The organism is Curtobacterium sp. Curtsp22, assembly GCF_059492135.1.
The window spans coordinates 631,693-656,589 of record NZ_CP168519.1; the positions used below are offsets into that span (position 1 = coordinate 631,693).

At 73.6% G+C, this 24,897-nt stretch carries 21 protein-coding genes; 9 read left to right on the top strand and 12 right to left on the bottom strand.

The window, feature by feature from the left end; all coding sequences use genetic code 11:
• Positions 1-77: 77 nt before the first annotated feature.
• Together ACEN8D_RS03075 and ACEN8D_RS03080 are read left to right on the top strand one after the other, a co-directional pair.
• Positions 78-722, top strand: coding sequence for a class F sortase (locus ACEN8D_RS03075; RefSeq protein WP_413400228.1), 645 nt, complete (start codon positions 78-80; stop codon positions 720-722).
• A gap of 206 nt (positions 723-928) precedes the next feature.
• Complete coding sequence (locus ACEN8D_RS03080; protein WP_413461807.1) at positions 929-2,968, top strand: sigma-70 family RNA polymerase sigma factor; 2,040 nt, start codon at positions 929-931, stop codon at positions 2,966-2,968.
• Here the strand turns inward: ACEN8D_RS03080 and ACEN8D_RS03085 are convergent.
• The 7 genes from ACEN8D_RS03085 to ACEN8D_RS03115 form a co-directional block, all read right to left on the bottom strand.
• The gene (locus tag ACEN8D_RS03085) at positions 2,952-4,421 is read right to left on the bottom strand and encodes an HD domain-containing protein (protein ID WP_413461806.1); all 1,470 of its coding nucleotides are present in this window, start codon (positions 4,419-4,421) and stop codon (positions 2,952-2,954) included. The two genes, ACEN8D_RS03080 and ACEN8D_RS03085, sit on opposite strands and share 17 nt — an antisense overlap.
• A 140-nt stretch (positions 4,422-4,561) precedes the next feature.
• Positions 4,562-5,890: an NAD(P)/FAD-dependent oxidoreductase gene (locus tag ACEN8D_RS03090; RefSeq protein ID WP_071296325.1), complete on the bottom strand. Its 1,329-nt coding sequence runs from the start codon at positions 5,888-5,890 to the stop codon at positions 4,562-4,564.
• 32 nt (positions 5,891-5,922) lie between these two features.
• A complete protein-coding gene (locus tag ACEN8D_RS03095) occupies positions 5,923-6,132 on the bottom strand; it encodes a hypothetical protein (protein ID WP_070419019.1) in 210 nt (69 codons plus the stop codon).
• 7 nt (positions 6,133-6,139) lie between these two features.
• On the bottom strand, positions 6,140-8,056 hold the full coding sequence (locus ACEN8D_RS03100) for a DEAD/DEAH box helicase (protein ID WP_374115176.1): 1,917 nt from the start codon (positions 8,054-8,056) through the stop codon (positions 6,140-6,142).
• Positions 8,057-8,073: 17 nt separating this feature from the next.
• A complete protein-coding gene (gene dinB / locus ACEN8D_RS03105; protein ID WP_413399531.1) occupies positions 8,074-9,324 on the bottom strand; it encodes a DNA polymerase IV in 1,251 nt (416 codons plus the stop codon).
• Positions 9,321-11,618, bottom strand: coding sequence for an FUSC family protein (locus ACEN8D_RS03110; RefSeq protein WP_495601148.1), 2,298 nt, complete (start codon positions 11,616-11,618; stop codon positions 9,321-9,323). The genes dinB and ACEN8D_RS03110 overlap by 4 nt, the downstream gene beginning before the upstream one ends.
• Positions 11,619-11,690: 72 nt before the next feature.
• Positions 11,691-12,848, bottom strand: coding sequence for an acyl-CoA dehydrogenase family protein (locus ACEN8D_RS03115; RefSeq protein WP_413461839.1), 1,158 nt, complete (start codon positions 12,846-12,848; stop codon positions 11,691-11,693).
• Positions 12,849-12,871: 23 nt separating this feature from the next.
• Between ACEN8D_RS03115 and ACEN8D_RS03120 the strand changes: the two genes are divergently transcribed.
• The 3 genes from ACEN8D_RS03120 (at position 12,872) to ACEN8D_RS03130 (ending at position 14,619) form a co-directional block, all read left to right on the top strand.
• Positions 12,872-13,666 (top strand): SGNH/GDSL hydrolase family protein, encoded by a 795-nt coding sequence (locus tag ACEN8D_RS03120; RefSeq protein ID WP_413399593.1) that lies wholly within the window; start codon positions 12,872-12,874, stop codon positions 13,664-13,666.
• Between the two features lie 123 nt (positions 13,667-13,789).
• On the top strand, positions 13,790-14,380 hold the full coding sequence (locus tag ACEN8D_RS03125; protein ID WP_413399592.1) for a hypothetical protein: 591 nt from the start codon (positions 13,790-13,792) through the stop codon (positions 14,378-14,380).
• Positions 14,381-14,433: 53 nt separating this feature from the next.
• Complete coding sequence (locus tag ACEN8D_RS03130) at positions 14,434-14,619, top strand: hypothetical protein (RefSeq protein ID WP_413399591.1); 186 nt, start codon at positions 14,434-14,436, stop codon at positions 14,617-14,619.
• Between the two features lie 53 nt (positions 14,620-14,672).
• Here ACEN8D_RS03130 and ACEN8D_RS03135 read toward each other — a convergent pair whose 3' ends face one another.
• Positions 14,673-16,040, bottom strand: coding sequence for a serine hydrolase domain-containing protein (locus tag ACEN8D_RS03135; protein ID WP_413399590.1), 1,368 nt, complete (start codon positions 16,038-16,040; stop codon positions 14,673-14,675).
• Positions 16,041-16,207: 167 nt separating this feature from the next.
• Between ACEN8D_RS03135 and ACEN8D_RS03140 the strand changes: the two genes are divergently transcribed.
• Complete coding sequence (locus ACEN8D_RS03140; protein ID WP_413399589.1) at positions 16,208-17,530, top strand: hypothetical protein; 1,323 nt, start codon at positions 16,208-16,210, stop codon at positions 17,528-17,530.
• A gap of 4 nt (positions 17,531-17,534) precedes the next feature.
• On the opposite strand, the gene ACEN8D_RS03145 is transcribed toward ACEN8D_RS03140, so the two are convergent.
• From ACEN8D_RS03145 to ACEN8D_RS03160, 4 genes are read right to left on the bottom strand one after another with little or no spacing between them, the layout of a single operon-like run.
• Entirely contained in the window at positions 17,535-18,218 is a 684-nt protein-coding gene (locus ACEN8D_RS03145) for a GNAT family N-acetyltransferase (protein WP_495601149.1), read from the bottom strand.
• A gap of 2 nt (positions 18,219-18,220) precedes the next feature.
• Complete coding sequence (locus ACEN8D_RS03150; protein WP_413399956.1) at positions 18,221-19,453, bottom strand: D-alanyl-D-alanine carboxypeptidase family protein; 1,233 nt, start codon at positions 19,451-19,453, stop codon at positions 18,221-18,223.
• Positions 19,454-19,501: 48 nt separating this feature from the next.
• Positions 19,502-20,107: a DUF1097 domain-containing protein gene (locus ACEN8D_RS03155; RefSeq protein ID WP_071301545.1), complete on the bottom strand. Its 606-nt coding sequence runs from the start codon at positions 20,105-20,107 to the stop codon at positions 19,502-19,504.
• Positions 20,100-21,389 (bottom strand): amidohydrolase family protein, encoded by a 1,290-nt coding sequence (locus ACEN8D_RS03160; RefSeq protein WP_413461786.1) that lies wholly within the window; start codon positions 21,387-21,389, stop codon positions 20,100-20,102. Before ACEN8D_RS03160 ends, ACEN8D_RS03155 begins: the two co-directional genes overlap by 8 nt.
• A 148-nt stretch (positions 21,390-21,537) precedes the next feature.
• On the opposite strand from ACEN8D_RS03160, the gene ACEN8D_RS03165 reads away from it, so the two are divergent.
• Genes ACEN8D_RS03165 through ACEN8D_RS03175 form a run of 3 tightly spaced genes read left to right on the top strand, consistent with a single transcriptional unit; the run spans position 21,538 to position 24,880 of the window.
• A complete protein-coding gene (locus tag ACEN8D_RS03165) occupies positions 21,538-22,230 on the top strand; it encodes a FadR/GntR family transcriptional regulator (RefSeq protein ID WP_413399754.1) in 693 nt (230 codons plus the stop codon).
• Positions 22,227-23,321, top strand: coding sequence for an acetamidase/formamidase family protein (locus ACEN8D_RS03170; protein WP_413399755.1), 1,095 nt, complete (start codon positions 22,227-22,229; stop codon positions 23,319-23,321). Before ACEN8D_RS03165 ends, ACEN8D_RS03170 begins: the two co-directional genes overlap by 4 nt.
• A complete protein-coding gene (locus tag ACEN8D_RS03175; protein WP_495601150.1) occupies positions 23,318-24,880 on the top strand; it encodes an AtzH-like domain-containing protein in 1,563 nt (520 codons plus the stop codon). The genes ACEN8D_RS03170 and ACEN8D_RS03175 overlap by 4 nt, the downstream gene beginning before the upstream one ends.
• The last annotated feature ends 17 nt before the right edge of the window (positions 24,881-24,897 follow it).

The window sequence follows — 24,897 nt, forward strand, 5'->3', positions numbered from 1 at the left end:
GCACCCGAAGCGCCCACCGGTCCGCACATCCAGCGCGCGACCTGCCCCGACCACGACCGACCCATCGAGGAGACACCGTGCACGTCCGATCCGGTCGACGACCGTCCTCACTCCCGCTCGTCCTCGCCGCCGTGAGCGCGGTCACGATGCTCGGCCTCGGGGTCGGCGGGGTGGTCACCGCGACGAACTCGACGGCACCCGGCACCGCGCGCGACATGCACGGCGACCCCGTCCGGCTCGAGGCACCCGTCGCGAGCGCTCCCGGAGCCCGAGCGACGTCCAGCGGGTCCGGACGCCTCAGCGTCCCGTCCGTGCACCTCGACGTCCCGCTCGGTGCACTCGACGCCGTGCGCGGCAGGATCACGCCGCCGGGGTTCCGGTCGGCGTACCTGGTCCGCGACGTCGGGGTCACCCCCGAGCACGCCGCCTCGGGCACCGTGGTCGTGGTGATGCACTCCCTGCGGGGCGGCGGCATCGCCCCGGGGAACTTCCTGACGGACGTCGATCGGGGTCGGAGTCGGGTCGCGAACGGCGCCGCGGTGACGGTCGCAGGCGTGGCGTACACGGTGACCGGCTCGACCCTGGTGGACAAGGACCGCATCGCCGACGACGCCGACGTGTGGGGCGACGTCCCCGACCGGCTGCTCCTCATCACCTGCCTCGAACACCCGGACGGCTCACCGTCGACGCAGAACCTCGTGATCACCGCCACACGGGCGTGACACCGTCCTCACGGGTCGGATGCACCGAGGTCGCGTGATGAAACGTCCGACCCGGACTCCTCGCATCCGAGAGCGGTGTGTTCAGATGGACTGCACCGCCCAGCCGGTGAACCCAGGACGAGGAGACGAACGACGTGCGCGGTGCCCCTGAGCCAGGCAGTGACGCTGCACTGATCCGGTCGACGCGTGACGGCGACCGGTCGGCGGTGGCAGCGCTGTGGAGCCGGCACCACCGCGCCGCCGTCCGGCACGCGATCGGACTCGTGGGCTCCTCGGACGCCGAGGACGTCGCCTCCGAGGCCTTCACGAACGTCATCGGTGCGATCGAACGCGGGGCCGGTCCCGACGAACTCTTCCGCCCGTACCTGTACACGGTCATCCGCAACGTCGCCAACACCGAGTTCCGCCGACGCGCCCGCCACACGGACGCCGACGTCGACTTCGACGCCTTCGAGGACTCCGGCGCCGACGCGGCGACGGAGATGGCCCGCGCCGCCGACCGCACGGCCCTGGGGCGAGCGTTCAGCACCCTGCCCGAACGGTGGCAGAGCGTGCTCTGGTACACCGAGGTCGAGGGACTGCGACCTCGACACGTCGCCCCGTTGGTCGACCTCCAGCCCGGCGCCGTCTCGTCCCTGGCGTTCCGAGCACGGCGGGCGCTCCGCGCGGCCTGGGTCCAGGAACACCTCGCGACGGACGGCCTGCCCGACGAGTGCCGTCGGCGACTGGCCGCGTTCGGCGCCTACGAGGCGGGCACGCTCACCGCGCGCGACCGTCGTCAGCTCGAGGCGCACATCCGCGACTGCGTGCACTGCCCGCCGGTGCTCGAGGACACGCGCCGACTCGCCGGACGGATCGCGGCGGCACTCCTCCCGCCGGTGGTCGGTCTGGGCATCGGTCACGCGGTGCTGCATGCAGACGCCCCCGCCGCGGCGGCCGTGTCCCCCGCTCGCTCGGCCCCGGCGACGGGTGCTGCTCGCCGAGCGCCCCTGCCGGTCACCGGGGTGGTCGGCGTGGTCGCAGCGCTCGTCGTCGTCACGACCGTCGTCGCGGTCGCCGGGACGTGGTCGGACGGCCACCCGACCGGCACGTCCACCGCCGGCGCTCGCGCACCAGGTCCCGCGGGCGTCCCGGCGCCGTCAGGTGAGCACCCCGCACCGGCCGACCGCACCGCCCCGGCCCACGTCGCCGAACCGAGTCCCGTGCCGTCGCCCGGTCCCGACGACTCCGGCGCACCGACGACGGTCCCGACCGCTCCGACCCCCGTCGTCGACACGGTCCTCGGGGACTCCTCCGCCGGGGCGTCCTCGACGCCCGGGCTCCGCACCGACGAACCGAGCGCGAACCCCACGTCATCGGGAACCGGCGGATCCTCGACCACCGGCGGCGTCGACCCGCAGCTGCCGCGCTCCGCTCCCCCGGTCCCGGCCGAGGACACGATGCTCGTCGCCAGCCGGACCGTCGAGCTCACCGGGGAGGGGACGCCCGGCAGCCGCGTGGAGGTCCGCTCCGGCACCCTGACCGCCGCGACCACCGCCGGGTCCGACGGCACGTGGAGGACCACGCTGCGGTTCTCCGGGGACGGGGTCGAACGGGTCGGCATCACCGCGACGACGCCGGACCACGCCACCTCGGTCCCCGTGGTCGTCACGGTCACCGTGGACACCACGGCTCCGGCGGCGCCGACGATCGCGACGACCTGGACGCCTACCGACACCACCCCGCCGGTGTTCTCCGGCACCGCCGAGGCCGGCAGCACGGTCGACGTCACCGTCGTCCGCGGCACCAGCGGCACGAGCGGCACGGGCGGCACGAGCAGCACGGCCACCGCGTCGACCACCACCGGTGCCGACGGTCACTGGCGCGTCGCGGTGGACGGCCTCACCCCGACCGCCACCGGGATCCGCGCCACCGCACGGGACGCCGCCGGGAACACCTCCGCGGCGACGAGCAGCGCCCCCTTCGCGTTCGTCCCGACCATCACCGACCCCGCCGACGGGAGCACCGCGACGAGCGGCCCGCTGCCGGTCACGATCACCGGCTGGGCGGACACCGACGTCGAGGTCGCCGTCGACGGCGCGCTCGTCGGCACGGTGTCGACCGGAGCCGAGGGCCGGTTCAGCGGGCACATCCGGCGCGGGGACGCCGGGCTGGCGCCGGGTCGGCACACCATCACGGTGCGCTACCGCGACGATGCGGGCACGTCCACCGAGTCCGCCACGGTGACGATCACCGTGGCGGACTGAGCCGCTCCCGCAACCAGCGCTGGGCACCCGCCGCGTCCTCGAAGCGCCCCTCGTCCTGCGCCTCGGCCGCGGCGTCCAGGACCTCCCGGAACCACGGCCCCGGCGCGAGCCCCGCCGCGACGAGGTCCCGCCCGGTCACGAGGCGCACCCGGGGTCCCGCGGCCTCGTCGGCACGCATGACCGCGAGCCATGCCCATGCCGGTGACGGCCCCGACGCCGAGCCGCGCCCCTGCGAGTCCGCCTCGCACACCCGGGCCCAGCACTCGGCGGTCGCCATCGACCCGCCCAGGCGACGGAGCAGTCGGCGCGCTGCCGGCACCGACGGCGCCGCACCGTCGGTCGAGTGCACCACCATGTGCTCACGCACGATCGTGGCGATGCGCTCGGTGAGGGTGCGCGGCGCACCGATCCGACGCAGCAGGTCCCGCGCCGCCCGCGCGCCCGAGACCTCGTGCCCGAGGCTGCGGACCCGGACCGTGCCGTCGTCGTCCCGCTCCCGCTGCGTCCCGTCGCCCGCCTTGCCGAGGTCGTGCAGGAGCGCGCCGAGCACCACGACGGTGCGGTCCTCACCGGTGACGCCGTCGGCCGTGCAGGCAGCGGCAGCAGCGTCCGCCGCGAGCCCCAGGTGCACGTGCACGGGCCCCTCGGGGTGCCACCGCGGGTCCTGTGGCACGTCGCGCACCGCGGCGAGCTCCGGGAGGTGCCCCTCCCACCCGGTGTCGTGCAGCACCTGGAGCGCCCGCGACTGGTGGTCGCCCCGCGCCGCCTTCCGGATCTCCGGCCAGACCCGCTCCGCGGCCACGGACGGGAACGCGTCCACCAGCGACCGGGCGACGTCCACCGTCGACGGGTCGAGCACGAGGTCGAAGCGCGCCACCAGCTGCACGGCGCGCAGCACCCGCAGCGGATCGTCCCCGAACCGGTCCGAGGTGTGTCGGAGCACACCCCGGGCAGCGTCGTCGATCCCACCGACCGCGTCGACGTACTCGTTCGTCGCCGGGTCCCACGCGACCGCGTTGACCGTGAAGTCGCGACGGGCGGCGGCCGCGGCGAGCCCGTCGTCGTCGGCGTTCCCCGGCACGACCGCGACGTCGACGTGCACGCCCTCGACCACGACCTTGAGGACCTCGAAGCGCGCGCCCGTGGTGACGACGACGGCTCCCGCCGCGCGCAGCGCGTCGACGACCGAGGCGGTGTCCGTGCCGTGCACCTCGATGTCGACGTCGTGGTCGTCGGCGACGGGGACCGCGCGCCCGGACGCACGGAACAGCGCGTCGCGGACCACGCCGCCGACGAGGAACGGTCGGCCGACACCGGCGAGCACGTCCAGGACCACGGCGACGCTGCTGCCCACGCCCAGCGCTCGGGCGGGGTCGTCCGGTCCGGGGCAGCGGTGCACCCCGGTGGGGCGGCGAACGGCTCGGCAGCGGGGGCAGGAGATGGTGGTGGTCACGTGCGGTGTCTTCCAGGACCTCCGTGCGGCGGCACCGAGGGAGTCAGTCTGCCGCACCACGCGTGTCGGCGCGACCGGACGACGGACGGGAGGCGCGGTGCCAGCCGGCACCGCGCCTCCCGTCCGTCAGGAACGCGCGTCTAGGACTTCGACGCCTCGACGAAGGTGCGGCGCGGGTCGGTCTCCTTGATGAGGGACGTCGCGTCGCGACCCGACACGGCCCCGGTGACCCACCCGATCACGATGCGCACCTTGCGGTTCAGCGTCGGCATCGCGTACACGTGGTAGGCGCGGTGCGCGAGCCACGCGAGGAGGTTCGTCATCTTGATGCCCTTGATGTTCGCCGCACCCTTCGCGACACCGTACGACGCGACGGTGCCGATGGACGGGTGGCGGTACTCCTCGAGCGGCTTGCCCGTGATCGTCGCGACCACGTTGTCCGCGGCCACGACGGCCTGGCGGACGGCGTTCTGCGCGTTCGGCGGGTAGTACGCCGGCTGCTTCTCGGCCGTCAGGTCGGGCACCTGCGCGACGTCGCCGAGGCCCCAGACGCCGGGGACGACCTCGTGGGTGTCCTCGCTCTCGACCTGCAGCTTTGCGTTCGCGGCGAGGTGACCCTTCGGGCCGCGCGGCAGGTCGGACGCGTCGAGGAGCGGGTTCGGCTTCACGCCGGCCGTCCAGACGAGGAGGCCGGTGGCGAACTCGTCGCCGTCGGAGAGCTTCACGACGCCGCCCTCGCAGCTCGGCATGGTCGTCTTCAGGCGGACGTCGATGCCGCGGGCACGCAGCGACTCGAGGGTCCACTTGGACAGCTCCGGACCGACCTCGGGCGCGACGCGGTCGAGCGCGTCGATGAGGACCCAGCGGGGGTGCTCGCCGGCGAGCGACGGGTAGGTCTTGATGGCGGCCTGCGAGACGTCGAACAGTTCGCCGATCGCCTCGACGCCGGTGTACCCGCCGCCGACGAAGATGCTCGTGAGCAGCTTGCGGCGCTCGTCCTCGTCGCGGGTGGCAGCGGCCTTGGCGATGTTGTCGAGGAGCTTCGCGCGGACGTAGGCGGCCTCTTCGACGCTCTTGAAGCCGACGCCGTACTCCTCGAGCCCGGGCGTCGGGAACGTGCGCGTGACGGAGCCGAGCGCGACGACGAGCTGGTCGTAACCGAGCGTGCGGTCGTCGCCGCCGGCCGTGGCGATCGAGACGGTCTTGTCGGCCGAGGAGATCCCGGTGACCTTGCCCTGGATGACCCGGGTCTTGCGGAGCGCACGGCGCAGCTCGAAGGTCACGTCCTTCGGGGCGATGTGGCCACCGGCGACCTCGGGCAGGAACGGCAGGTACGTGTAGTACGTGTTCTGGTCCACCAGCGTGATGCGCATCGGCACGGTCGCTGCGTGCTTCTGGAGCTGCTTGACGGTGGTGTAGCCAGCGGAGCCGCCGCCGAGGACGAGGACGTGAGGGATGGAGTCTGCCATTCCCCCGGTCTACCCGACTTCGGCTTGCGATGTCATGAGGTCCGCGGCCTGTCGCGGAGCCGCCACCACGCGGTCTCGGCGAGTTCGACGCCCGTGTACACCCCGTGGGGCGTCCGGCGGGACTCGGTGAGCGAGAACCGACGGAGCCGGTAGCCCCCGCCGAAGCGGTCGATGATCGCCTCGGGCGAGGACTCCGCGTCGCGCTTGACGTACCAGGTGCGGTCGTCGACGGCCTCGATCACGCGGTGCTCACCGGCGGCCGCCGATGCGGGAGCGCAGCACGTCGATGCGCTTCTGGATCTGCTCGATGCTCGCCTGCGCCACGGCCGGGCCACCGCTGATGCGGCGGAGTTCGGCGTGGATGGCCCCGTGCGGTTCGTTCGCGTGTCGGGACCAGATCGAGACGAGCCGGTGCAGCTCGGACCGCTGCTCCTTGATCGTCTGGTACATCGGGCGGTCCTCGGGTGCGGGGGCGGCTGCCTTGGGCATGCCGTCCTTCGGGGTACGGCCCTTCGCTCGCTTCGCCTGCGTCGCCTGGCGTGCTCGGAGCAGGTCGCGCACCTGGTCGGGTTCGAGCAGCCCCGGGATACCGATGAAGTCGAGTTCCTCGAGCGAGCCCACCTCGCCGCCGCTGCCGAACTCGCCGCCGTCGTAGAGGACACGGTCGAACGACGCCTGCGAGTCGAGCGCCTCGAACGGCTGGACCTCGAGCAGGCTCTCCGACGCGCGGTCCTCCTTGTTGGCCTCGGCGACCATCGCGTCCTCGGGGTTGTACATCCCGTCGTCGGCGTCCTTCGGGCGGTCGAGGGCGTGGTCGCGCTCGAGCTCGAGGGAGGCCGCCAGCGCCATCAGCCCGGGCACGCTCGGCAGGAACACGCTCGCCGTCTCACCGCGCCGTCGGGCCCGGACGAAGCGGCCGATGACCTGGGCGAAGAAGAGCGGGGTGCTCGCGCTCGTGGCGTACACGCCGACGCACAGCCGCGGCACGTCCACGCCCTCGGACACCATGCGGACGGCGACCATCCAGCGGGAGGTGTCCTCGGCGAAGGCGCTGATCCGGCTGGACCCCGCTGCTTCGTCGGAGAGGACGACCGTCGGCCGCTCCCCCGTGATCTGCTGCAGGATGCGGGCGTACGCGCGGGCCGTGGTGGTGTCCGTGGCGATGACGAGGCCGCCGGCGTCGGGCACACCACGGCGGACCTCGGTCAGGCGCTTGTCGGCGGCGGAGAGGACGGCCGGCATCCACTCGCCCTCGGGTGAGAGCGCCGTGCGCCAGGCCTGGGCGGTGATGTCCTTCGTGACCTGCTCGCCGAGCGACGCCGACATCTCGTCGCCCATGCGGGTCTTCCAGCGCATCTGCCCGGCGTACGCCATGAAGAGCACCGGGCGGACGACGCCGTCCTTGAGGGCACGCCCGTAGCCGTAGTTGTAGTCGGAGATCGAGGTGCGGATGCCCTGCTCGTCGGGGGCGTACTGCACGAACGGGATCGGCGCGGTGTCCGAGCGGAACGGCGTGCCGGAGAGGGACAGGCGACGGGTGGCCTTCGAGAACGCCTCTCTGATGCCGTCGCCCCAGGTCAGGGCGTCGCCGCCGTGGTGGACCTCGTCGAGGATCACGAGCGTCTTGCCGCCGGCGGTGATCTTCTGGTGGACCTCGGGGTTCATGCCGACCTGGGCGTACGTGATCGCCACGCCCTGGTAGTGCCGGCCGAACATGCCGTCGCCGTTCTTGAACATCGGGTCGATCCGGATGCCGACGCGGTCCGCCGAGTCCGCCCACTGCCGCTTGAGGTGCTCCGTCGGGGCCACGACGACGATGCGGTCGACGGTGCCGCGGGCGAGGAGCTCGGTGGCGAGCCGGAGCGCGAACGTGGTCTTGCCGGCGCCGGGCGTCGCGGCCGTGAGGAAGTCCCGCGGCTCGGTCTCGAAGTACTTGGTGAGCGCTTCGACCTGCCAGGCACGGAGCTTCGACGCGGTGCCCCACGCGGCGCGGTCCGGGAAGGCCGGCGACAGGTTCTGCACAGCCGAGTTGCCCGCCGCCTCGGCAGCGGCGACGGCCTCGTCGTGGGCGACGACCGCGTGCTCAGGCGCTGCGGTGCCGTCGTCCCACAGGGCCGCGGGCTGGTCCCCCGCCCCTGGCTGATCGGTGTACTCGGCTGCGCTCACTGCACGAGATTCTACCGTCACCCTTCGTCCTGCCGAGCGTGCGGGACGTGCCCCTCGGGCGTGCCGCGCACCAGGGATGCCGGTCGGAGCACGCCCGCGCCGAAGCGCGCGGCGACCGCGTCGATCGTCGTCTCGGTCTCGCGCCACGGCGCGTCGTCGTCCCAGAGCGCGTTGCTCGCCGCCGCCGGCACGAGGTTCTCGCCACGGACCCCGATGAGCCGGATCCGGTTGCCCGGCCGGTGCAGCACGTCGTACAGCTCGACGGCTTCGCGGTGCAGACGCTTGGCGACGTCGGTCGGCTCCGCGAGGGTGCGGGACCGGGTCAGCGTGGTGAAGTCGGTGTAGCGGACCTTGAGCGCCACCGTCCGCGCCTGGACGTCGGCCCGTCGGAGTCGCACGGCCACCTTGTCGGCGAGGCGCAGGAGTTCACGGGCGACGTCGTCGCGCTCGGTGAGGTCGTGGCCGAAGGTGACCTCGTGCCCGATCGACTTCTCGCCGACGCCGCTCTCGACCACACGCGGATCGCGGCCCCACGCGAGGTCGTGCAGGCGCTGACCGCCGGCCGGACCGAGCGCGGAGACGAGCGAGCCCAGTGGCGTCGTCGCGAGGTCCCCCACGGTGCGGATGCCGCGTCGTTCGAGGGTCTCCTGCGTCTTGCCGCCGACCCCCCACAGCGCCGACACGGGCTGCGGGTGCAGGAACGCCACGGTGTCGGCAGCCGGCACGACGAGCAGGCCGTCCGGCTTCGACCGACTCGACGCGAGCTTCGCCACGAACTTCGTCGACGCGGCGCCGACGGAGCAGTGCAGGCCCGTCTCGGCGAACACCGCCGCGCGGATCGCCCGACCGATCTCCCACGGGGTGCCGTACAGCCGGATCGCTCCGGCGACGTCGAGGAAGGCCTCGTCGATGCCGAGCTTCTCGACGCGGGGCGTGAAGCGGTCGAAGACGGCCATCACGGCGTCGGACTTCGCGCGGTACTTCTCGAAGTGCGGCTCGACGATGATCGCCGCGGGGCACCGGCGCTTGGCGACGGCCATCGGCATCGCGGAGTTCACGCCGTACTTGCGGGCCTCGTACGTGGCGGCCGTGACGACCGAACGGTCGGAGTCGTGCCCGACGATCACCGGCAGGCCGCGGAGGTCCGGCCGGTCGAGCAGCTCCACCGAGGCGAAGAAGGCGTCCATGTCGACGTGCAGCACGCTCGCCGTCACGTCGTCGACGGGCGCGTCGGACACCAGTCGGTTGCGTCCGTCCTGCTTGCTCACACGGCGATGATGCCAGGACCCACCGACATCGCCCCGACGACCGTCGCGCGGTGGCGGTCGGCGAGCAGCGCGAGCGCCTCGTCGATCCGGCCGAGCGCGTGCGCGGCCGTCGCGATCGCCCGCTCGTCCGGCCGTCCGGAGGCGGCGGCCACCGCCTCGTCGAGCTGGTCGCCGACCCGGACCCAGACCGCCGTCGGCGTGGCGGACCGGGGCCCGGCCACGATGCCGTCGGCGAGCTGCGCGATCGAGGCGGCGAGGCGGTCGGCCGCACCGCGCAGGGCCGCTGGCGGGTCCTGCGGGGCCGAGCCGAGCCTCCCGGCCGCCTCGCGCGCGAAGGTCGCGGCCGCCTGCAGGGAGGTGCGCGTCCTGGCGTCGGCGCGCGCCGGCCCGCCGGTCGGGAAGCGGACCATCGGACGCAGGACGGCGTCCAGTTGGTAGGTGGCGGCGTCGACCGCGCGCGACCGGGCGCGCAGCTGACGGGAGGCGCGGTCCGCCTCCGTCGTGTCGGCCGCGTCCGCCTCGTCGTCGTCCTCGACCCCGACCAGCGCGAGCACGAACGCGCGGACCGCGACCAGCTGCCGCCGCACCGCGCGCCGGATGACGGCACGGGTGGCGATCGGGAAGACGACCGCGCTGACGAGCACCGCGACCGCGGCACCGAGCAGGTTCTCGGCGAGCCGCATCGGGATGAGGGAGTCCGTGAAGGTGCCGGAGAACGCGTACACCTGGCAGAGGACGACGACGAGGCAGGCGGCCCAGAGCGAGTACACGCCGCCGAAGCCGTACGTGCCGACGGCGAGCAGGACGCACACGAGCACGATCGTCACCCACGGGTGCGTCGTGCCCAGCAGGTGCACGAGGACGATCCCGACCGCTCCCCCGACGACCGTCCCGACGCCGCGGTGGAGGCCCTTCCGGATCCGCTCGTGCGTGGTGTTCGTGCCGGCGAGGACGATCATCACGCCGATGACGCCCCAGTAGAACCGGCTGCCGTCGAGCAGGAGGGCGAGCGGTTCGACGATCGCGACGGCGATGGCGGCGTGGACGGCGGTCCGGAGCGACGCGGTGAGGTGCCAGCGGCGCCACGGCCCCTCGGCGACGGCGTCCGCGACGACCGGCACGGCTCCGGCCGGGCGCCCGCCGGCGAGGATCACCGGCGTGGCGAAGGGCACGCCGGCACCGTGGCGGGGCAGCTCGTCGCGGAGTTCGCGCCACCGGAGTCCGGCGGACCGCAGGTCGGCGAACTCGGCGGCCATGCGGCGGACGATCGCGGTCGTTCGGGATCCGTCGTCGGCCGCCGAGGCCGTGATCCCGTAGCGGGCGAGGAGGGTGTGCGCTGCCTCATGGCCGTGGCTGCCGCCGTGTCGGAGGACGAGCGTGACGGCCCGGAGCGCGGCGTGCCGGACGTCCGACGGCGCGCCCTGCTCGACCAGCGCCCCGGCCGCGCGGCCGAGCTCGTCGATCGCGAAGTGCGTGTCGAACACCAGGCGGTGCAGTTCCTCGGCGGTGGTGTCGGCGTCGACCCCGCTCGCGGCGAGCATGCCGTCGACCGTCAGGGCGATCTCGTGGTACCGGTCACGAGCGCGTCCGAGCCGGCGGAGGGCACGGCGGCGGGCGCGCTGGTCGTCCGCGGCAGCGCCGACGGCTCCGGCGGCCAGGACCGCGGCGGCGGCCTCGAGCACGTCGGACCCCCGGGCGACGAACCCGCGACGGGTCCGGAGCAGCGCCCGGTGCGGGTCCGGCCGGAACAGGAGGCGGACGACGATCGTCACGGCGAGGGAGCCCGCGACGACGAGCCCGAGCGGGACGACGCTCGTCTCGGGCAGGGGCAGCAGGAGTCCGCAGAGGTACCCGGCGAACCCGACGATCGCCGCGTCCGCCGCCCAGACGCCCCACGAGGCCGCCGCGAACTGCACGAACAGCAGCACCACGATGAGGACGAGTTCGAGGAGCCGGAGCGGCTGCAGGGCGATGCTCCCGGCGAGTGCGACGACGAACGGTACGAGGACCGCCCCGGTGCGCGCGGCGGTCCGGCCCGTGCTCGGGTCGACGATGACCAGGCAGGTGATGAAGGCCGGCATCGCTCCGATCATCACGCCGAGGATCGCCGGCAGGCCGAACGCCGTCGCGATCGCGTACCCGACGGCCATGCCGGCCGGGACGGCGACGAGCGTGCGGAGGGCACCGTCGGTCTTCACGAGCCCGGGGTCGAGTGCGAGGGCACGGTCCGTCAGTCGCTGGGTGCGGGTCCGTCGCCGCGGGGCGGTCCGGCTCGTGGTCTCGGTCCTCGGCACGCTCCGGCCGCCTCCTGTTCGCTGGGGAGGCCAATGGTACCGCAAGCGAACTAGTTGGGGCGCGCGGCGGTGCTACGGTGCGAGCGGCCCCAGCACCGACGCCGCGATCGTCCGCGCCGCCGAGTCCCGCGACGACGGGTGGTACTGGCCCGCCCGGACGTCCCGGGCCAGGCGCGCGAGCTCGCCACCGGCCCGGTAGGCGCCACCGCCCACGACCCGCATCGCCTCGTCCACGACGTGCTGCGCCGCGTCGACCGCCCGGGCCTTCGCCCCGACGAGCAACGGGAACCACCGCGGCCCGAGGTCGTCGAGCTCGTCGACCGACCGGGCGAGCGAGGTCACCTGCAGCTCGATCGCGTCGACCGTCCCGCGCATGTCCGCGATCGCCCGGCGCACGTCCGGGTCCGCGGACCGCGGTGTCCCGTCGAGTGCCGTGCGCGACCGCACCGCCGACACCGCGAGTGCCACCGCACGGGCGGCGATCCCGACGTACACCGACGCCACGAGCAGCTCGAACGCCGCGAAGACGCCGAACACGAGCGGGTCCTGGTTCGGCCCGACCGGCAGGGTCCGCACGATCCGGTCCGCCGGCACGTGCACGCCGTGCAGCTTCGTCGTACGACTCTGCGTCGCCCGCATCCCGAGGGTGTCCCAGTCGTCGAGGTGCTCGACGTCGCCGTCGGACCGCAGCACGAAACCGTGCACGAGCCGCGGCTCCGGCCCGGACCCGTCCTTGCCGAACACGCTCAGCACGTCCCACGCCGGGGCCAGCGAGGTGAAGACCTTCGTCCCGGTGAAGCGGTAGCCGCCGTCGCCGTCCGGCTCCGCCGTCGTCAGCGAGTCGAAGAGGACGGCGTCGTTGCCCGGCTCGCTCACACCGAACGCGAGCAGGTGGTCGTCCGCCGCGTGGTCGGTGACTGCCTGGAGGAACGACCCACCCCGCGCAGTGACGGCGCGCGCCGCCTGCACCCAGACCTGGTGCATCCCGAGCCCCAGCGCCGTCGCCGGTGCGGCCTCCGCGAGCCGCCGCTGCACCGCGGTCGTCGCGGCGAGTCCGAGTCCGGCACCGCCGCGTTCGACGGGCACCCCGATCCGCAGGTAGCCGGCCGCCCGGAGTTCGTCGAGGTCCTCGGTGCAGAACGCGTTCGCGGCGTCGTAGCCGGGGGCGCGGGCGGCGATGCGCTCCAGCAGCTCGTCGCCCAGCACCGCCGCGGGGTTGGCCTTCGTCATGCCACGAGACTATGGTCCGAGGAGTGTCAGATCGTCATCCGTGGTCCAGGTACGTCGCGATCGGTGACTCGTTCACCGAGGGGATCGGCGACCCCGACCCCACCGTCCCCGGCGGGAACCGTGGCTGGGCGGACCGGGTGGCCGAGGTCCTGGCGAACCAGTCCGAGGACTTCGCCTACGCCAACCTGGCGATCCGCGGGCGACTCCTGCAGCAGATCATCGACGAGCAGGTCGAACCGGCACTCGCCCTCCGTCCCGACCTCGTCACGGTGTCGGCCGGTGGCAACGACATCATCCGGCCGGGCTCCGACCCCGACGAGCTCGCCGAGCGAGTGGACGCGATGGTGTCCCGGCTGCGGAGCGACGGCGCGACCGTGGTGCTCTTCACCGGTCCGGACGTCGGCATGACCCCGGTGCTCGGGATGGTCCGCGGCAAGACGGCGATCTACAACGAGAACCTGCACGCCATCGCGCTGAAGCACGGCGCCCTCGTCGCGAACATGTGGGCACTCCGGGTCCTCCGCGACCCGAGGATGTGGGCTCCGGACCGGCTGCACCACTCCCCGACGGGCCACGCGACCGTCGCCGCCGCGGTGCTGGACGCGCTCGGCGTCGAGCACGGGCTCGAACCGTTCAACCCCGAGCCGCTCGAGGCCCGTCCGTGGCGGGAGGCCCGCGCCGAGGACCTCGGCTGGGCGCGCGAGTACCTCGTGCCGTGGGTGGTCCGGCGGATCAAGCACACGTCCTCGGGCGACGGCGTGACCCCGAAGCGACCCGAGCTGCAGGACGTCGTCGAGCACAAGTCCGACACCCCGTAGCCGCCCCGACCCGCGAAGATCCCTCGCGCTCCGGCGGAACGGCGAAGCATCTGCATTTGACACGCTGAAATACCAGCGGCAGAGTTCCGATGTGCGGCACCAGCCGCCATCGGAGCGAATGCAATGAGCAAGAAGCGGAACAACGTCGTCCGTCAGGCGATCGCCTCGGTGATCGCGATGACCTTCGTCGGAACACTGTTGGGGGCATCGCCTGCGGGCGCCAGCACGCCGACCGCGGTGAGAGACCGGCTGGCTGTGATCGGGGACGAGTACGAGGTCGGCGAAGAACTCTCGGCCGAAGACGCAGCCTTCGTCAAGGCGCACGCCATGAGCACGGCGGACAGCAGTGCGACGCGGGGAACCGCGTCCAACTGCTTCCGGAAGTCTGGGGCAAGCGGTGCTGGTGTGGTGGACGGCTGCCATGGTTCCGTCATCGGCGCCAGCCTCACCGTACGGTGGCAGACGGGCTACACGGCGACCGGGAACTCGAGCGTCACGAAGATCAAGGCAGCGGAACACATCCGTGCGTACGGCTTGGTCGGATCCAGCGGGGTGGGTCTGGTGTACTCATCGAACCCCTCCTCCACCGTGAACGGGCGAACCAACACGTTCTCGCGCTCGGGCTCGTTCACTGCGCTGGCTGCGTACGTCACGGTGCAGTACGACGCGACCTTCTACAAGCGGAACGGCAGCTTCAACGTCACCGGAGGGTGACGGCGTTCAGAGATCTTCCTCCTGACCCAACGTCCGAAAGGGGCTTCCACGACATGAACGAGGACTTCGCACCCATGTACCTGTCGCTGGTGTGGATCACCGTCGCGATCCTCGCCGGCGGCCACGCACGAACGCGGAACAGGTCGGCCTGGGTCTGGTTCCTGCTGACGCTCGGACTGGGACCCATCGCCGCGATGCTCTTGGTCACCTGGCCGGCGCGGGCTGAGGGACGAGATTGATTGCAGGCGGACCTCGACGCATCCCGTCGAGGTCCGCCTGCACTGGGTGACGATCAGTCGGCTGGGCGGCGCAGGGTCAGCGGACCGTCGTGCAGCGGCTCGGTCGCCCACGACGCGGTGGCGGTGCCGGCCGCGAGGTCGATGCGCACGTGCGCGAGGTGCGGCGTCTCCACGAACCGGACGTCGACGAGCACGGTGCCGTCCGGCGCGACCGCACCGCTCGCGGCGAGGGGACCGTCGACCGCCCACTCCCCCTCGCCGACCGGTACCGAGAGCGTCCCGCCGTCGACCTCGAGGGCCGCGCGCCACCGGTCGCCGTCGCGCGTGAAGCCGATCCGGTCGATGTCGTCACCGCGGAACGGAGCGGCGCCGAGGTCGGGGAGGCGACCGCCCCGCACCGCTGGCAGCCCAAGGGAGGCGAGCCGCGCCTCCAGGTCCGCATCCGCGGCCGCGTCGAGGTCCGCAGCGTCGACGGCGGGCAGGAGGTGCTGCCAGGCCGCGTCGAGGACGGCCTGCATGTCGAGGCTCTGGCCGGTGAGCGCGAGGACGACGTCCTGCTCCGGCAGCACGACGCAGAACTGGCCGTAGGCGCCGTCGCCGCGGAAGCCGTGGCGGGCCATCCAGAACTGGAAGCCGTAGCCCTGCGACCAGTCCGGGTTCTCCTCGTCGAGGTTGTCGATCTGCTTGCTCGTGGCGGCGGCGACCCAGTCCTCGTCGAGGATCCGCTCGCCCGCCCACACACCGCGCTGCAGGTACAGCTGGCCGAGCGCGGCGATCGCCGAGGTCGGGGCGTAGCACCCGCTGAAGCCCAGCTCTGCGTCGGACTCGTCCCGGCGCCACGCCAGGTCGTCGATGCCGAGCGGGTCGAGCAGCCGCGGACGCAGGTAGTCGACCAACGACCCACCGCTGACGCGGCGGACGATGGCGGCGAGCGTGTAGGTGCACGGCTGGTTGTAGGTGAAGAGCGCGCCGGGTTCCTCTTCCGGCGGCAGGAGCAGGAAGCCGCGCACGACGTTCATGCGGTCGAGTTCCCGGGCGCGGTCGATGGTGTCCTCGCGGTGGCCGCTCGCCATCGCGAGCAGGTGCCGGACGCGGATGCGACGGCTGCGTTCGTCGGTGATCTCGGCGTCGAGCTCCGGGAAGTACGAGAGGGCGGTGGCGTCGAGGTCGATGAGCCCCTCGCGGACGGCGATCCCGACGGCGGCGGCGGTGAAGCTCTTGCTGAGGGAGTAGAGCAGGTGGACGCGGTCCTCGGCGTAGGGCCGCCACCAGCCCTGGGCCGCCACCTGACCGTGCCGGAGCAGCACGATGCTGTGCGGTTCGACGTCGGGCGTCGACTCGAGGGCGTCGAGGAACCGGGCGAGGCCACGGGCGTCGATGCCGAGGGCGGACGGGGTGGACCGGGGGAACGTCGTCGTCACCCGTCCGACACTACGTCGCCGGGGGTCGTCGCGCGCAGACCGTCGGTCCGTGTCCTCGTCGGTCTGTCTGAGAGTCACGGCATCTGCGTCACGGGTGCCGTCCACCGGCGCACGCCAGGATCGATCGGCAGCAGCACAGCACGGACGGCACGGCACGAGGGGGTCCGATGACCACGGCGGACCACCCGCGGAGACGACCGACCACGGCGGTCTGGGCGCTCCTCGTCGCCGTCGCCGCCGGCCTGCTCGCGTGGATCCGCATCGGGAGCACGGCCCGCGGCGTCGCCTGGGCGGAGGACTCCGGGCGCTTCCTCACCGACCGGCTCACCTTCGGCCCGGTCCGGTCGGTGTGGCACCCGTACGACGGCTACCTGCACGTCCTGCCCCGGCTGGTGGTCGACGCCGCCGTCGCGCTCGGGCGGATCGACCTGTACGCGCTGTCCGTCTCGGTGATGTCGTGCGCGGTCCTCGGCGCGGTGTGCGGCACCGTCTTCGTGTTGGCGCGCGGCGTGGTGCGAGCCTGGCCACTCCGGGTGCTCCTCGCGGCCGTCCCCGCCCTCGTCCCGCTGGCGCCCGTCGAGATCGCCGGGACCGCGGCGAACCTGCACTGGTACCTGCTGTTCGCGGCGCCGTGGCTGCTCGCGCACCGTCCGCGGAGCTGGTGGTCGTCCGCGTGGACCGCCGTCGCGGTGGCGGTCGTGACGACGAGCGAGATCCAGGCCGCCGTGTTCCTGCCGCTCCTGCTGCTTGGTCGTCGGCAGCGTCGGGTCATCCCCGTCGCAGCGGTCGCGGTGCTCGGTGTCGCAGCCCAGGTCACGGCAGCGCTGACGCACCCCCGTTCTGCGACGCACCAGGGAGGCATCACCTCGTTCCGAGACATGACCGCCGGGTTCGTCGCCCAGGTGGTCGGCGGCAGCGGGAACGCCGACGTGCGCGCGGTGGGAGCGTCCGTCTCGGCGCACGGCTGGTGGGTCGTCACCGTGCCGGCCGTGCTCCTCGTGGTCGCGGTCGTGGCCGCCCTCGTCCTGGCGGACTGGCGGACCGGGTGGATGCTCCTCGCCGTGAGCGTCGGCGCCGGCGTCGTCTGGTACGCGGCACTCATCGTGAACCGGACGCCCGGCACGACGTGGTCCTCGTTCACCCCGGCGGCGTGGGCGGGCACGGCGCCCCTGCGGTACGCGGCCGCGTCGTCGATGTTCCTGACCGCGGCGGTCGTCCTCGCCGCCGACGTGTTCCTCGCCCGCGCACGGTGGTCGTGGCGGGCAGCGGGCGGGGTGCTCGTCGTCGCGTCGGTCGTCGCGTTCGTGGCCGGTGCCGGGGCGGTGCCGCTCCGGGAGCACGGGCCGCAGTGGTCCGCCGAGATCGAGCACCGAGCGTCGTACTGCGCGGCGCACCCGGGCGACAGCGTCCGGGTCGGCGCGATGCCCAGGATCGCGGGGTGGGACGCCACCGTGCCGTGTGCGATGGTCGAGCGCGCCGTCGGCCGGTGAGGATTCAGGCGCCCCGGCGCGCGTCGGCCGGGTCGCGGGGCGGCGGGCTGGCCGGGTCGCGGGGCAGTGGGCTGCTCGGGTCGCGGGGCGGCGGGCTCGCCGGGTCGCGGGGCAGTGGCACGGTGTCGGGGGTCGGGTCGGTCGCCAGGCGGGCGTGGGTCTCGACGTCGAAGCGGTCGTCGCCGTAGCGGAGCTTGTCGCGTTCCACTCCCTCGGCGCGGAACCCCGCCCGGGTCGCGACCGCGCACGACGCCGGGTTGTTCGTGCGGTGCCCGAGTTCGAGGCGGTGCAGGCCGAGGGCGAAGGCGTCCTCGGCGGCGGCGGCGAGTGCGCGGGTCGCCATGCCCCGGCCGCGGGCCTCGGGTGTGAGCCAGTACGAGATCCACGCGGTGCCGTGGGTGTGCTCGATGGCCGTCACCCCGACGCAGCCGACGACCCGGGCCCCGGCGTCGCCCGACCCGGCGCCGCCCGACCCGGCGCGCCCGTCCGCCACGTCAGCGACGTCCGCGACGATCGCCCAGTACCGGGCGTGCCCGTCGAACCGGTACGTCGCCCCGATGAAGGCCTCCGCCGCCGCGACGTCGTCGAACCGCACACCGCCGAACTGGCGCGCGAGCTCCGGGTCCGCCGACGCCGCCAGCAGCACCGGCGCGTCGGACGGCCGCCACGGCCGCACGGAGGCCGGCACCGTCACGCGCCCTGGAACGGGTTCGTCCACCGCCACCACACGCCCGGGTCGTCGATCGGCCGCTCGAGCACGAGCGGCACCGTCACCGGGTCGTGGTCCGTGATGGTGAACCGCACCGTGCCGACGCGCTCCCCCTTCGTCCCGAGGGTGATCTGCTCGAGCTTCGTCCTCGCGGACACCTTCGTCCGGCCCCACACGAGCACCTCGGCCGCGGACCGCGACACCGCGTCCGCCTCGTCCTGCCACGGCGTCGAGAACGTGCCGAAGGTCTGCCCGGCGTGGGTGAGCGTGACGACCTGGAAGTTGTCGGCGACCGACCGGAGCAGCCGCTGGACGTCGACGTCGAGCGAGTCGTGGTCGACGCCGCCGAGCATCGCGCCGACGACCGTGACCTCCTTGCCACCGCGCTCGTACGTCGCCGCGAAGAGCAGGCACGCGCCGGCCTCGTCGAGCGTGCCGGTCTTGATGCCCTCGACACCGTCGAGCCCGAGGAGCTTGTTCGAGTTCTCGATCGCGCCGGCGCCGGGCACCGTGACCTGCTTCGTGCCGACGACCTCCTTCACCACCGGGTTCGCGAGGGCGAGCTGCCCGAGTTCGACGAGGTCGGTGGCCGTCGAGGTGTTGTGCGCGTCGAGGCCGGTCGGCTCCTCGATCGTGGTGTGGTCGAGTCCGTGCTCGTCGAGCCACTCGTCCGCTGCCTGGCGGTAGGCGTCCATCGACCCGAAGGCCCAGAGCGCCAGCGACCCGGCGTAGTTGTTGGCCGACTTCATGAGCATGACCTGGAGCGTCTGGTACTCCGACAGCTGGAGGCCGGCGGGCATCGGCGCGACCTCGCCGTTCACCGCGAGGTACTTCGCGTAGAGCGCCTGCATCCCCGGGCTGAAGGTGATCGTCGGGCCGGACTCCCCCGGCCGCAGCGGCTTCTCGTCGAGCACGACGAGCGCCGTGACGACCTTCGAGATGCTCGCGATCGACCGGGGCTTCGTGTCCCCGCTCGTGCGCAGGCTCTCCGGGAAGTCGGTGGCCTCGACCGCGGTGGCGCCGTAGCCGGGGAACGTCAGGTCCGGCACCGACGACGCCGGTGCCGAGTACGTCGTGGTCGAGGCGCTCGCCGGGGCGAACGGCACGACCGCTGCGGCCACGAGGTAGCCGACCGCCAGCACGAGCACGGCGACGACCGAGATGGTCACCGGCCTCCGGACGGCGGAACGGGGGCGGCGGACGACTCGTGACACGGGAACCGAGCGTACCGGGGGCGGGTACCCCGTGGCTGCGAGGACGCGCTAGGCGCGCGTCGGTGCGGGGTCGGACTGGAGGCGCGGCTCGCCCCCGACGGCAGCCGTCGCGTCCGACGGGACGCCGGCCCCACCGCCGTCGGGTCCCGTCGGGCGCGCGAAGGTCCACCTCCGCGACAGGTACGCGAAGACGGGGCCTGCGGCGTTCATCACCACGACGGACACCCACGCTGCCCACACGTTGCCCGGTGCGAAGCCGAAGCCGCCGAAGTACGTCGCGAAGAAGGACGCGAACCCGAGGAACATCCCGGGGACCAGCGCGAACGCACGGACCCGGCCGGTGCACATCAGCGCGGTGTTGCACACGAGGATCACGACGCCGAGCACGACGTTCCGGGCGAACTGCCCGTCGCCGAGGAGCGTGCCGATCCGCTGGTCGACGAGCACGATGACGAGGGCGAACGTCGACCCCACCGGCATCGTCGCCCAGAGCCGGGTGGCGTTCCGGAGCGTGGGCTTCGGCCCGAGCAGGAACATCCCCGCCCAGCTGATGAAGATCGCCCAGGTGGGCAGGTTCAGCGCCGTGCCCCCGATGAACGCGGTGGCGCCGGCCAGGACGGAGGCGACGATCTCGTGCGGGATCCGTTCACGCATTGCTGAGTTCCTTCGATCGGGTGGTGCCGGTGGTGAGGACGGTGGTGCGGGTGGTCTCGGCGACGACGCGGCCGCGCTTCACGACGAGGGCGCGGTCGGGACGGTCGAGCAGCACGCCCGCCGGGTCGGTGGTGGAGAGCAGCACGAGGTCGGCGTCGGCGCCGGGACGGATGCCGTAGGTCTCGGCGATCCCGACGACCCGTGCAGCCGAGGTCGTCGCCATGTCGAGGACGCGGGCGAGGTCCTCCGGTCCGGACAGGTGCCCGACCTGCGCGAGCAGCAGCCCGATGTCGAGCAGGTCGGCGTTGCCGAACGGGGTGAAGGCGTTCCGCACGTTGTTCGACGAGTACGCGCTCGTGACGCCCGCGGCCCAGAGGTCGCGGACCGGGACGACACCGCGGCGGACGTCGTGGTCGTCGGCGCGACCGCCGAGGTGCAGGTCGGTCGCCGGCAGCGGGACGACCGCGACCCCCGCCTCGGCGAGCCGCGCGAACAGGTCGGCCCGCTCGGTCGAGGGCAGGCTCGCGGACGAGGTCATGTGCCCGAGCGCGACCCGGCCCTGCATCCCGCGGCGGACGACGGCGTCGGCGATGACCCGCGCGAGGGCGAACCGCGGGTCGCTCGTGTCGTCGGCGAAGTCGGCGTGCAGGTCCGCCGGCACGTCGAACTCCTCGGCGAGGTCGAGGACGGTCTCGACGTGCTCGTGGCACTCGGCGAGGGTCCGCTCGTTGTACGTGCAGCCGCCGATCACGTCCGCGCCGGCACCGAGCGCCTCGCGCAGGAGTGCGAGCGTCCCCGGCGCCTTCGCGATGCCCTCCTGCGGGAACGCGACGATCTGCAGGTCGAGGGCGTCGCGGTACTCGTCGCGGAGCCCCAACAAGACCTCGACGCCGGTCAACCCGACGATCGGGTCGACGTCGGGGTGTGCGCGGACCAGCGTCGTGCCGTTCGTGATCGCCTGGTCGAGCAGGGTGCGCGCGCGGTCCCGGACCGAGCCGTGCGTGAACCCGCGCTTGAGCTCCCCGGTGACGGCGATCGCCCCGGCGAGCGTCCCGTCCGGGTTCGGACGTTCCCGGTCGAGCAGGGCCTTGTCGACGTGCAGGTGCGACTCGACGAACCCGGGCACGACCACGCGGCCGGCGCAGTCGACGACCCGGGTGGCCGGGTCGACGGGGACGGTGCCGACGGCGGCGGTGACCGCGGTGATCGTGCCGTGTTCGACGACGACGTCGACGAGGCCGGGCTCGTCGACCAGGCGGGCGTTGCGGAGGACCAGGTCCACGACGGACCCCTCTTCTTCATCGGTGGTCGGTTGACGCCACCCACCATTCGCCCGTCGTGTTTCCGGCTCCGTCGCAGCGTGTGACGGGCGTGTAAAAGTTGGTCGTACCAATGAGCCAAGTAGACCAACGGCCCCTAGGCTCCTGCCCATGCAACGAGGACGCACCCTGAGCGCCGCCACCGCCGCGCACCTCGCGCGCCTGGTGCTCGAGGATCTCGCTCCGGGTGACAAGCTGCCCCCGGAACGGACCCTGGCCGAGGACCTCGCCGTGTCCCGCACGACCGTCCGCGAGGCCATGCAGGAACTCGAACGCCGACGCCTCGTGTCCCGGACGCCCGGTCGCGGGACGGTGGTGCTCCCCCGGTCCGAGGAGGCCACCGCGCTCCTCGAACGCCAGACCGGTGTCGGGCACGCCGAGGACCTCGCGCACCGGGCCGAGAACGTCGCCGAGTTCCGGGCCGCCGTCGAGCCCCAGGTCGCCGCGCTCGCCGCAGCCCGTGCCGGCGAGGCCGACCTGCTCGCGCTCGAACGGATCCTGCAGGCCACGCACGCCGGCCTCAGCCCCGAGGAGTCCCTCGCGCAGGACGTCGCGTTCCACGTGCAGGTCGCCCGGGCCTCCGGCAACCCGCTCCTGGTCTCCCTGTGCGAGCTCAGCAGCGGCTGGGTGCAGGACGTCCGCGCCCGGTCCCACAGCACGAGCGAGGGCCGCCGGTCGTCGTTCGTGTGGCACGAGCGGATCCTGGACTGCATCCGCCGACACGACGAGGGGGCCGCCCGCGCGGCGATGACCGACCACCTCGCCGACGTCGCCCACCTCGTCGAACGGAAGGCCGACCGATGACGACCCCCGCGATCCCGACCCTCCAGCCCGGAAGGGGACCGGTCCGCGCCGACCGCTACCTGCCGGTCGACCCGGACACCGTCCTCTGGGGACGGCTGCCGAACGCCGACGACCGCCCGGCGATCACCGTCGTGCCGGGCGAGTCGGTGACGATCGACACCGTCAGCCACGAGGGGATCCTCCCCGACCAGTGCAGCGACCCACGTGCCTTCTTCGCCACGCACGGCGTCGCACCGGAGCACGTGCTCGACGACGCCGTCGCGATCGCGCGGGCCGGACGCCGCGACCCCGACGCCGACGGACCGCACGTCGTGTCCGGGCCCGTCGGCGTCGCGGGCGCACGACCGGGGGACGTCCTCACCATGACCGTCGTCGAGACGCTCCCCCGCGTGCACTACGGCGTCGTGTCGAACCGCCACGGCCGGGGCGCGCTGCACGGCGAGTACCCCGTCGACGGCACCACCGTGAGCGTCTTCGCCGACGTCGTCGACTCCCCCGCCGGACTCCGCGGCCGCATCCCCCTGACGGCCGCCCGCGAACGGTTCACCCGGTTCCCGCTCGCCCCGTTCCTCGGGATCATGGGCGTCGCCACCCCCGGGGAGCGCCGGCACTCGGTCCCCCCAGGCCGCCACGGCGGGAACATCGACGTGAACCTCCTGCAGGCGGGCACGCAGCTGCACCTGCCCGTCCTCGTACCCGGTGCGCTCGCGTACGTCGGCGACCCGCACTTCGCGCAGGGCGACGGCGAGGTGGCGCTCACCGCGATGGAGGCCTCCCTCCGCGCGACGGTCCGGTTCGACCTCACACCGGCCGACGAGGCCGCGAGCCGGTTCGGCGACCTGGTGTGGCCGGTCGCCGAGACCCAGGAGTACCTCGTCCCCACCGGGATGGACCCGGACCTCGACGAAGCCGTCCGGGAGTGCGTCCGGCACGCCGTCGCGATCCTCGGTGCGCGCTGGGGCATGGAGCCGCACCTGGCGTACGCCTACCTCTCCGCCGCGACCGACTTCGACATCTCGCAGGTGGTCGACCTCGTCACCGGTGTCCACGCCCGCATCCGCAAGGCCGACTTCGAGGAGCCCGCCCGATGACCACGCACCCCGACGCCCCCGGGGGTCTCCTCGAGGCACTCGACGCGTACGAGGCCGCCCTGCTGACGAACGACCTCGACGCCCTCGACGACGCGTTCGTCGACGCACCGGGCACGATGCGCGGCGACGACCGCGGGCTGCTCGTCGGCCACGACGCGATCAGCGCCTTCCGCGGAGCACGCGGCGGGGTCGCGACCCGGACACTGACGCGGGTCGAGGTCCGGCCCCTCGCCGAGGACCTCGCCCTCGTCGTGTCGGTGTCCCGGTTCGCCGCCGGCGGCCACGGCCTCCAGACCCAGCTGTGGCGCCGCACGACCGCACACGACGACACCGGCCCCGTCGCGCGCTGGCGCATCGAGGCGGCACACGTGACCGGCCGCCCCCGCGCCTTCGACCCGACCGTCTGGCGCGCCGTCGGCGACCCGCTCGTCGCCCCCAGCGCCTCCGGGCCGCTCGACGGGCGCACGGTCGCGGTCAAGGACCTCTACGCCGTGCCCGGCCAACCCGTCGGTGCCGGCAACCCCACCTTCCTGCGCGAGGCGCCCGTCGAGACGGCCGCGGCACCGGCGGTCGCGGCCCTCCTCGCCGCCGGTGCCGCGATCCGCGGGATCGCACGCACCGACGAGTTCGCGTACAACCTCACCGGACGGAACGAGCACCACGGCACACCGCCGAACGCCGCGGACCCGACGCGGCTGCCAGGAGGCTCGTCCAGCGGCTCCGCGTCGGCCGTCGGTCTCGGCATGGCCGACATCGGGATCGGCACGGACACCGCCGGGTCCGTCCGGGTCCCCGCCTCGTACCAGGGGCTCTGGGGCCTCCGGACGACCCACGGCACGGTCCCCCGCGACGGTCTGCTCCCCCTCGCACCGTCCTTCGACACCGTGGGGTGGCTCACCCGCGACGCCGGGACGCTCCTCGCCGCGTTCGACGCCACCGTGCCCGACCCCGGTCCGGCCCCGGCGCCGACGCCGACGCCCCTCGTCGTCCCGGAGGAACTGCTCGCCCTGGTCGACCCCGACACCGCCGCAGTGTTCTCCGCGTTCACCCGGTCTCTCGACGACGAACCCGACCGGGTCCGGCTCGCGGACCTCGGCGTCCCCGCCCCCGAGGAGCTCCGCGAACTGCTCCGCCTCGTGCAGGCCGCCGAGGCCGTCGCCGCCCACGGAGCCTGGATCGCCGGGCACCCCGGCGCGCTGAGCACCGTCGTCGGGGACAGGTTCGCCGCAGCCGCGGCGAACGACCCCGCCGCCCCCGCCGACGCGGTCCAGCGCCTCGACGTCGTCCGGCACACCATCCGCCGGGCGCTGACCGGCCGGACCCTCGTGTTCCCGACCGTGCCGGGCCCCGCGCCGCTCGTGTCCGCCGACGCCGCCGCACTCGAGCGCACGAGGACCGCGACGACGGGGATGACGAGCCTCGCGAGCGTGGGCGGCCTCCCCGCGGTGAGCGCCCCCGCCCTCACCGTCGACGACGCCCCGGTCGGCGTGTGCCTGGTCGGCGCGGTCGGCACCGACCGCGACCTGGTGCGCCGCGCACGAGACCTGACGACCCGCTGAGGCGAGCCGGACGACGG